Genomic DNA, 8,643 nt, shown 5'->3' with positions numbered 1-8,643 from the left:
GGGCTTCGACAACCACGTCACTACCAGGAGGCCCGTTCCTTCATGCCCCCGACCACGTCGGCACCTCTGTCCGAATGATCACCCGCACTACCCGCCTCGAACGAGCTTCGGTTTGCCACAACGCACTTAAAGTCGCAGGCTGCGAGAAGATATTCACCGACAAGGCTTCCGGCAAGCTCGCCCGCCGCCCCGAACTCGACAAGGCCCTCCTGGTCGCCCGCGAAGGCGACCAGTTGGTGGTGACCAAACTCGACCGACTCGACCGCTCCCTCGAAAATCTGATCGAGCTGGCCAAGGACCTCCAAGCCCGCGGCGTCGACCTGGTCGTGCTCGACCAAGGCATCAACACCTCCACCGCCGTCGGCCGCATGTTCTTCCAGATCCTCGGCGCGGTCGCCGAGTTCGAGCACGCCCTGATGTCGGAGCGGACGATGGACGGGCTGGCCGCCGCCCGGGCCCGGGGCCGAACCGGAGGCCAGAAACCCAAACTCGGCCCCCGCCAGATCCGCCTCGCCCGGGAGATGTACGACGAGGTCGACACCAGCGGGAAGCAGAAGTGGACCGTTCAGCAGATCGCCGACGAATTCGGCGTCACCCGCCCCACCATCTACCGCCACCTCTCCAAAGTCCCGGGCCAGCCCCCAGGACCCGCATAGCGGTCATCACCGCAGCTCAGCGGCCACTTCGTTGTTTTTTCGGCGAGAACTACCGGGACCCCAGGAGACCGCGCGGGACTGGCAGCCGCAGTCCGTGCCCAGGCCCGGGCGCGGGCGGCCAGCGAGGACGGCATGCACATCGACTGCCACGCCAAGTTCGGGTTTCGGGCGGGTGCCGGCACCTCCGACGACGGCCGCGAGCGCTACATCACCCGGCTCATCACTCCGGAGGCGGCGGGCCGAATCTTCGCCGCGCAGGACGTCGGGGCGACGGAGGAGGAGCTGCATTCCCTGGTGGCGAAGCGCTCGGAGAGGCGTACTTCCGGGAGTACGACACCACTCGGGCGGGCCTGGAGGTCGAATTCGGCGAGGTCTACTACATCAATTTCACCTTTTAGCGGTGCCGGATCGGACCTGCTATAACCAGATGTCGCCGGTGCGACGCCGACACGTAAATTCGGTGGCGGACCGTACGGCTTGTGACCGTGAATGCGAGGCCATGAATGAGCACCTATCAGCAGCGGCGCGTGCGGGTTCCCCGGGCCGCGTCGGCGAGCCCGGCCCGGCCGGTCGACCGGGTGAAGGTCGGCCGGTCCGCGGTGCGCCGCCGCGCCCGGGGGATGACGCAGGACCAGGCGGCGGCCGCGCTCGAGGAAGCGCGCTTCGACGCACGGCAGGACTCCCGGCACGAGGACCTGGCCGACGACGGCGGCCGCGGTAAGGCGGAGCTCGCGGAGTGGGAGCGCATCGTGCAGTTGCTCGCCGACACCGGCGGCCTGTACGACCCGGACGCCGACGCGGTCGTCCAGGAGGAGCTCGCCGCCGAAGCCGAGCAGCAGGCAGCCGAGCAGGCCGCCCGCGAGCGCGAGCTCCAGGAGCAGGAGGCGGCGGCCGCCGCCGTACAGGCGGCTCGCCGCGCCGCTGAGGAGGCCCCGGAGATCCTGCGCCGGGCGTTGGCCCGCCCCGGCGCCCTGGACGTCTTCAGCGGCGACGACGAAGCGGTGGTGACCCGGGTCGCGGCCGCCGACCCAGCGGCCGCACTGACGGTGGCCCGCTGGCTCGACATGGCGTTCGAGGCCGGCCAGGCCCGGCCGGAAGGCGGTGCCGCGTGACCGGCGGCAACGACCAGGTGGTGGCGCAGTGGGTGGAGTCCACCGGCTGCGGCACGCGGTACGAGACCCTCACCGCCGACGGCCAGGTCCACGTCCAGGTGGCACCGCCGTGGGGCGAGGCGCGGTTCGAGGGCGACGGCGATCCCGACTACAACCCGGTCTGCTGCTGCCCGCGCGCTCCGCAGGCGTGGTGTGCCGAGTGCGGCGGCTGCGCCGACTGCTGGAAGTGCACTCACCGCCCCGGACTCCTGTCCCGCTGACAGAGAGCTACGCCCTCATGCACGCCACCATCCGACTGCGCCCGATCCCTGCCCGCAACGCGCTGTTCGGCGCGGGCATCGCCGTGGCGTACATGGGCGCCGCCGGCGAAGGCCTCGACGCCTGTACGGCGCACTGATCGACCTCGCCCGCGAGATTGACGCCAGACGGACCGACGCGTACGACGCCGCCGACCGCATCTGCTCCTGGAGGATCGACCCACCTGGTCGGTCCGTGCAGCAGCGCCCCGGTAGCAGGAAGCCCCAGCCCGCCTTGCGCGGGTGTCGTGCCGGGCACGGATGCCCGATTGTCAGACCCTGCCGGTAGCGTCAGTCAGCAGACACGGCCTTCGCATGACGAAGGAGCCCTGGTCTCACGGACTTTGCTTGCCGGCTGCCGTGATGCCCAGGGCTCCTCCTGTCGTCGTCGGGCCCCGCGTCCCTTGCCGAGAAGAGGAAACCCTTGACCGATTCCGAAGGTACATCACCCCACCGACAGCACCCCGGATTCAAGATCGTTTGGATCAGTGCGGGCGTGGCAGTGGCCGCCATCGGCGCTGCCTCCGCCCTCGCCCTTACCCATCACGCGGCACCGGCGATTGCCGTGGCCGCCATCGGCGTCGCGCCGTTCAGCACCGTCAGCGTCAATCGCATCACCGTGATCATCCGACGTTGACCTCACGGAAATACCTGATGAGGCCCCGGGCGCTGCCCGGGGCCTCATCAGGTCTCCCGGATTGTGCGCCTAACGGCCCGAGCAAGCCCTCTTCCCGTCGGACACTGTGATCAGTCCCGGTACGGGAGAGCTTTGGCCCAAGCCGTGTGACAGGAGGTAGTGATCCCCGGCAGGATCGGGCGTCATGGTCCCACTTCGCTCGCGTCGCCTCGAAGGCATCTTCGGTGCCCGGCTGGACGCTGTTTCGCACGCCCAGGTCGCTTCCCTGGTCACGAACGCGGTGACCGAGGCGTCCGACCTAGACTTCAAGAAGGAACTCTACGGCGCCTCCGACAGGGCCAAGCGGGACCTAGCGGGTGATGTGGCGGCGCTGGCCAACACCTCTGGCGGAGTTCTGGTGCTCGGCATCGAAGAAGACGACCAGGCCCGCGCCAAGGCCGCTCCCGGGGTTGCCGTCAGCGACGCGGAGGTACGAAGGGTCGAGCAGATCGTGGCTGACACGGTCTATCCGACCCCGACCATCAACGTATGGCAGGTGGAGGATCCGCAGCAGGAAGGGCATGGCTTCCTACTCATCGCCGTGCCTCCTAGCCCGATGGCACCACACGCGGTGCAGGTCGACAAGGGGCTGCGGTACCCCCGGCGCTACGGCACGACCACCACGTACCTGACGGAGACGCAGGTCTCTGCGGCCTACCGGGAGCGCTTCGCCGCCATCCAAGGCAGATACAACGACCTCGCCCGCTACGAAGGCGATCTGGTCGACCGGCTCGACGGCCGCTACCTGACCTCTGTCGTGGTGACCCTGGTACCGGACCTCAGCGGCGACTTCGCGCTCGACGCGAAGGCCATGCGCCAGCTCCAGGAGGAGCTCGTCGGCAAGGATCCCAGGATCGTGCCGCGCGGGTCGTACTACGAGCGCGTCACGGTGGGCAGCCGCCGACTCATCGCCTACGCCGGTTCCAGCGCCGTCGCGGCCACCTACCTCGCCTGCGAACTGCACAAGAGCGGCGCCGGCGTCTACGCCGCGGCCGTGACCGACCGCCGCGCGAACGGCCCAGGGACCCGGGTTCCTGAGAGCGACGACGTCAGCCGTATCGACGACGAAGACATCGTGCTCGACATCTGGTCCGGCCTTCGGTTCCTGGCCCGCCATGCCCGGGACCGTGCCGCAGCGGGCGGCAACGCTACCGTTCGCGTGACCCTCTGGCCGGTCAGCCACCGCTTCCCCGCCGAACTCCACCACCCCCGCAGCTACGGGGGCGTCCTAGGCGCTCACCAGGCGCTCAGCCCGCCGGTGGCGACCGACGTGTTCGACATTGACGACCTCGCGGAGGACGGACCGGCACTGGTTGCGGCGGCCGCAGGCCTAGCCACGGATCTGATCCAGTACTTCGGGTACCCCGAGGTGCTGCAGATGACCAACGACGGCCGCATCCGTACCAAGTACTGGAGCCGCGAGCGCTACGGCCCACAGGTGATGGCCTGGGCGGCAACGGCCGGTGTGGAGCTGACGGACGAGACTGTCACCTGATCAGCGAGCGGTAATAGCGTCGCACCGTTGCGCCGCTGCCCAGGCTCATCAGACTTGTCCCGCCTCGATGGACCGCCGCAGCTCACGCGCCAGCCGCCGGCGGTGTCGCTGTTGACGCCACCGCGTCCAGCGAGGTGCATTGGCGTCCATGAGGCGCACAGTGTCGAGGTCGGGACCGATCCCGTAGGGGAGAACCTCGGACACCCAGAGCGCGCCCATACCGCAGACCAGAACAGAATTGATCACGGCACCTGCGCGGTACCGCGCCAACTGCTCCTCATCCCATGCCTCATCGTCGTCCTTCACGCCGATAGGCGCCAGGACCGGGTAGCCCGCATCACACACGCCGACGAACCAGTGCCGATACTGGCCACCGTTGCCGAAGTAGTGTTCTTCCGCATAAGCGGTTCGCCTCGCACCTACGGCGGCGTAGTGGTTCCCGATCGGCGCGGGTTGGGCGGGCAGGTCAGCCAGACGGGACTTGCCCAGCGTGATCGTGTGGTCTGGCCCGATACTGATCCGCGGCCGGAACCACCGGCTTCGCGTTGTCAGGCTGAAGGCGGCCACCTCATCGGAGTCTGTGCACCAGGTGCTGAGGTACGCGATCTTCCCCAGCGGCCACACCCTGACTGTCACTTCGACACCGGGCTCACCCGGCTGCACGGGGCGGCGGGAACGCCATGACCATCTCCGGGGTCGATCCGTTTCAACCTGCTCGACAGGCCCGACCCTTCCACGGTGCTCCCATGCTGACTCACCGAAGAGCCCTTTCACATACTCGTGACGCGCAGCTACAGCAAGGCGCCGATAGCGAGCTATGAAGAACCGGGACTTTCCCACGGTCGCCCGCCAGAGAGTCCTGACCGCCATGAGCAGGCCGCCCGTTGCCAAGACGAGCGCCCACAAAACCAGCACCTGCTGCCAGGTATGAAATAGATCACCGAGCGAGTTCACCACGTGATGATGCACCAAGCCCGCGGTGCTGGCGGGCATGACCACCTCATCCAGCACGACCTGCCGCGTCCAGAGAGCGACGCCGGGTCGGGGAGCGGCAGTGAGCCCGTTGGCCAGCACGCGCAGCTGCAGCACGCCGTCCTCGTCGACGGGTTCCAATCTGACCTGATGCCGGTCAATCTCCGATGAGAGCAATCAAGCTTCGGCGGGACGGGACAGCGACCGGCGCCCGTGAACCGGCCGGGCGATCCAACCCGTACCGCCAACCCTCTCCTCCGGGGGTCCCGGCGGCGATACCGTGAGAGCAGATGCTAGATGACTGCCCAGGAGCACGCGATGAGCGAACAGCCGGCCCCCGGCCGCAAGCCGGTCACCCCCAAGGGTGCTGATGCCCTGCGCGCCTACGCGGCCCGCCAGCGTTCCAACGCCGAAGAGCTCGCCGCCGTCCTGGAGGACATCGCCGTCCACGGCTTGCCCGACCCGGACTCCACCACCCCCTGGGAAGTCGTCCGCGACCGCCGCCTGGCCGAACTCGCTGCCGGACGCGGCCACGTCGCCTGATGCCCAAGCACAGCCGCCGACGCGCCCGCGTCGGCTTCACCGACTCCGCCATCGCCCAGATCGGCAAGCTCAGCGAGAGCGAGGTCCACTCCCTGGACCGCGCCCTGGTCGCGCTCTCCGTCGACCCGGAGATGGGCACGCCCATCCCGAACTCCGATCCGGAACTCTGGCGCTACGACGACGACGTGGAGAACGTGGCCGTCATCTACTACGTCACCACACTGCGCACCGTGATCGTGGTCGCGTACGTGGAGGCGTAGACCGCGAGACCCGAGCGGCATCGGGAAACCGCTCCACCGACCCAGCAGCGCCCCGGCTCCCCCTCCGGGGCGCTGCTGCATGGGCAGCGGGCGAAGGCCGGTCGTTGTAGCTATGGCACGCCGGCCCGCGCAGCCGCCCTGGGCGCTGCTCGTGCGGCAGGCTGGGTGAGTCCAGCAGCGCCGTGTAGCAAACGCCTGTTTGGTGATCTGCTTCTCGTGTGGGGGGTGCAGCACGGCGCCGCCGGCTGTGCTGCGCGGTGCTGCTCTGGGGATGCGTGCTCGTCCCTGGGGGCTCAGCCGACAGCGTGGAGCGTCTTGCGCCGCTTGGCGTCCGAGGCCTTCTTGGCGGCGGCCTGGGCGGCGCGCTTCTCGCGCTGCTTGGCGAGCTGGTCCTGGTACGCGGCGACGGCCTGGTGGTAGTTGGCGACGAAGCGGGGCGTGTCCAGGCGCTCGTTCGTCGGCATGGCGTTGACGGCAGCTACGGCGTCCTCGGGGGAGTGATAGCCAGCCAGCATGGGGTTGATCTGGTAGACACCGTTGCGGACCTTCTTGACCAGCTTGGCGAGCTCCAGGCTGCGCAGCGCGGCGTTGACGCTGGGGCGGCTGAGCCCGAGCAGCTGGCCGACGGTGGCCTGGTCGATGCTGATGCGGCCGCCGGCCTCGGAGAGCGCGCGCAGCTTGAGCAGTGCTCGGTAGGAGGCGGGCGGCAGGTCCAGGTCGGCGAGAAGGCCGTCGGCGTTGACCGAGGCGAATCGCAGAGAGCTCACTGGGCTACTACCCCTTCCTCCTGGCGCTGCGCGCGCTCCAGACGGCGTACAGCACGTTCCTCAGCCCGTTCCTGGCGCAGCTTTTCGATGGCCTGGCGCATGGACTCCAGCGACGGGAACCGCACCAGGTCCGGCAGGTTCGCGTCGTTGCGGATCTTAGTGATGGTGTCGTACTGCTCGACCTTCACGTACTCGCCCTTGCCCTTGGTGCCGGCGGTCTCAGTGCCCGGGATGAACTCGGCTACCCGGTAGGAGTAGGGCGGATTGAACTGGTAACAGCCGCGCTTCACCTTGAAGACGATGCCATGTCCCATGATGACCTGCAGCGTCTCGGACGCCTTGGTCCGGGAGACGTCCAGGACGGTGGCCATCTCATCCTGGGTGAGGTAGATGCGGCCGCCAGCCCGCTGGCACGCGATCAGCAGCAGGATCATCCGCAGCGGCAGCGCCTCGCGGAAGTACTGCGCGATCAGGAAAAGGAACTCCAGCGAGTCCATGGAGAAGGCGTTGGGCTGGTCCGGCCTGCCGTAGAACTCGAGCGGCTTGCGCTCGCCCTCCAGCGTCAGCTTCCGGCCCGGGTAGCGTCTGGCGACATCGTCCAGGTCCTTCACCGGCGCCAGGGGCTGGCCCCAGGCCTCCATCGCGTCGTCAACGGGGAGTTCCGGGCGCGGGGGGGCGCTCTTCGGGCTTGGACGGCGGCGCTGCGGCTCCGAGGACACGACGCTCCTCTCCTCCACTTCAGCGATCACGGGCGGCAGCATTATGTCAGCCAGGCCGACAAAAACGTCGGTCTCCCTGACGTTCCGCGTGTCTTCTGTCCCCTCAGACGGGACAGATCTCCCCCCTGCCCCGTCCGACGGCCCCGCGCCGAAAGATCCTGGCCCCGGCACCGCCCGCGCGGCGTACAGCCCGCAGAATGTCGGCCTCGCTGACGTTCCTGCCCGAATCCTGTCGGCCTTGCCGACATTTCGCAGCCGATGTGTACCCCCAGGAGGGACGTATCGCAGTCGATGTGTCGCTGCTGGGAGTACACATCTCTCCTCACTGCAACGCTCTGACCAGGGGCAACACGTCTCTGTACTCCTCTATAGGTCGGGGCCGCCCCGTCACGCGCGCGAAGGGGCGGCCCCGACGCCCTGTCAGCCAACGGCCGCGGCTCCTCTCTGCCCGGTTCCGCAACCGCGTGGCGGGCCCGACGTCCTGACACGCGCCTCGCCTCACGGACGGTGACGTGCATCAGCTGCTCCCCCATCTAGTTCCCGTGCCTCCGGATGCCCTAATTCATTTATTCTGGGCGTTCTTTTCGTGACTGAAGAATTAGCGATCAACTCGAAGTTCGGTAATCTATAAGTCTATTTTCGGGAAGCGCGCGTCCGACTCCACTACGCTGGCAGCAATGGCTAGTAGGCATTCTTCCTTCGTTTTGCCTAATGAAAGTCAACGAGGTTTATGGTGGAGTGGTCTACCTCCAGAGTCTATCTAGCATCATCTTTGAATCATCCGCGCCGAACCGTGGAACCACCCAAATGAGTTCCATCAGCCCTACCCCCTCCCCTTCTCGTTGACCTGTCTGTGCGCGTGCCCTCCAGGGCCCGCGCGGGGGGACGGTGTGTCACCTGGGCACGTAGCTCCGCGTAGCGGGGCGGGAAGTCCCGTGGGAGCGCACGGAGCGCATGACTGGGTGCCTCGCGGAGCGAGGTGCCTGACGGGCGCGCAGCGCCCGCTGATCACCTGTCAATCCTGGAGCGAAGCGGAGGGATTGGGTTCGGCTTCGCCGAACTAGGCACGCGGAGCGTGCCGTTGCCCGGAGCGAAGCGGAGGGCATCGCTTGCACATTGCGCAGCAATGTGGTACCCGCTCCGCGGG

Annotated in this window: 10 protein-coding genes; 7 read left to right on the top strand and 3 right to left on the bottom strand. The window is 68.0% G+C overall.

Going from position 1 to position 8,643, the window contains the following annotated elements:
* From FCI23_RS52380 to FCI23_RS52360, 5 genes are all read left to right on the top strand, one after another.
* On the top strand, positions 1-656 hold a 656-nt coding region (locus tag FCI23_RS52380), incomplete at its 5' end, for a recombinase family protein (protein WP_322974058.1).
* Between the two features lie 503 nt (positions 657-1,159).
* Positions 1,160-1,768, top strand: coding sequence for a hypothetical protein (locus tag FCI23_RS61935; protein WP_246144878.1), 609 nt, complete (start codon positions 1,160-1,162; stop codon positions 1,766-1,768).
* The gene (locus tag FCI23_RS52370; RefSeq protein ID WP_136730990.1) at positions 1,765-2,028 is read left to right on the top strand and encodes a hypothetical protein; all 264 of its coding nucleotides are present in this window, start codon (positions 1,765-1,767) and stop codon (positions 2,026-2,028) included. The genes FCI23_RS61935 and FCI23_RS52370 overlap by 4 nt, the downstream gene beginning before the upstream one ends.
* Positions 2,029-2,560: 532 nt before the next feature.
* A complete protein-coding gene (locus FCI23_RS57815; RefSeq protein ID WP_169317426.1) occupies positions 2,561-2,701 on the top strand; it encodes a hypothetical protein in 141 nt (46 codons plus the stop codon).
* A gap of 184 nt (positions 2,702-2,885) precedes the next feature.
* The gene (locus FCI23_RS52360) at positions 2,886-4,235 is read left to right on the top strand and encodes an AlbA family DNA-binding domain-containing protein (RefSeq protein WP_136730989.1); all 1,350 of its coding nucleotides are present in this window, start codon (positions 2,886-2,888) and stop codon (positions 4,233-4,235) included.
* A gap of 48 nt (positions 4,236-4,283) precedes the next feature.
* On the opposite strand, the gene FCI23_RS52355 is transcribed toward FCI23_RS52360, so the two are convergent.
* Entirely contained in the window at positions 4,284-5,348 is a 1,065-nt protein-coding gene (locus tag FCI23_RS52355) for an ETEC_3214 domain-containing protein (protein WP_136730988.1), read from the bottom strand.
* Between the two features lie 177 nt (positions 5,349-5,525).
* Between FCI23_RS52355 and FCI23_RS52350 the strand changes: the two genes are divergently transcribed.
* Both FCI23_RS52350 and FCI23_RS52345 read left to right on the top strand, forming a co-directional pair.
* Positions 5,526-5,750 (top strand): hypothetical protein, encoded by a 225-nt coding sequence (locus FCI23_RS52350; protein ID WP_136730987.1) that lies wholly within the window; start codon positions 5,526-5,528, stop codon positions 5,748-5,750.
* The gene (locus tag FCI23_RS52345; RefSeq protein ID WP_211265866.1) at positions 5,750-6,010 is read left to right on the top strand and encodes a hypothetical protein; all 261 of its coding nucleotides are present in this window, start codon (positions 5,750-5,752) and stop codon (positions 6,008-6,010) included. Before FCI23_RS52350 ends, FCI23_RS52345 begins: the two co-directional genes overlap by 1 nt.
* Before the next feature lie 293 nt (positions 6,011-6,303).
* Here the strand turns inward: FCI23_RS52345 and FCI23_RS52340 are convergent, their stop codons facing one another.
* Both FCI23_RS52340 and FCI23_RS61930 read right to left on the bottom strand, forming a co-directional pair.
* Positions 6,304-6,777 (bottom strand): MarR family transcriptional regulator, encoded by a 474-nt coding sequence (locus FCI23_RS52340; RefSeq protein WP_136730985.1) that lies wholly within the window; start codon positions 6,775-6,777, stop codon positions 6,304-6,306.
* Positions 6,774-7,526 carry a hypothetical protein gene (locus FCI23_RS61930; protein WP_322974057.1) on the bottom strand — a complete coding sequence of 251 codons (753 nt, stop codon included), beginning with the start codon at positions 7,524-7,526 and terminating at the stop codon, positions 6,774-6,776. Before FCI23_RS61930 ends, FCI23_RS52340 begins: the two co-directional genes overlap by 4 nt.
* Positions 7,527-8,643 lie beyond the last annotated feature (1,117 nt).

The organism is Actinacidiphila oryziradicis (assembly GCF_005047355.1).
Lineage (GTDB): Bacteria > Actinomycetota > Actinomycetes > Streptomycetales > Streptomycetaceae > Actinacidiphila > Actinacidiphila oryziradicis.
Note: the sequence above shows the minus strand (reverse complement) of the source record. Positions and strands in the feature narration are given on the sequence as shown.

What these genes read in the sequence shown, in the direction of transcription:
- FCI23_RS61935 (WP_246144878.1), top strand. Translation starts at nt 1,160, where the DNA reads ATGAGCACCTATCAGCAGCGGCGCGTGCGGGTTCCCCGGGCCGCGTCG.
- FCI23_RS52360 (WP_136730989.1), top strand. Translation starts at nt 2,886, where the DNA reads ATGGTCCCACTTCGCTCGCGTCGCCTCGAAGGCATCTTCGGTGCCCGG.
- FCI23_RS52350 (WP_136730987.1), top strand. Translation starts at nt 5,526, where the DNA reads ATGAGCGAACAGCCGGCCCCCGGCCGCAAGCCGGTCACCCCCAAGGGT.
- FCI23_RS52345 (WP_211265866.1), top strand. Translation starts at nt 5,750, where the DNA reads ATGCCCAAGCACAGCCGCCGACGCGCCCGCGTCGGCTTCACCGACTCC.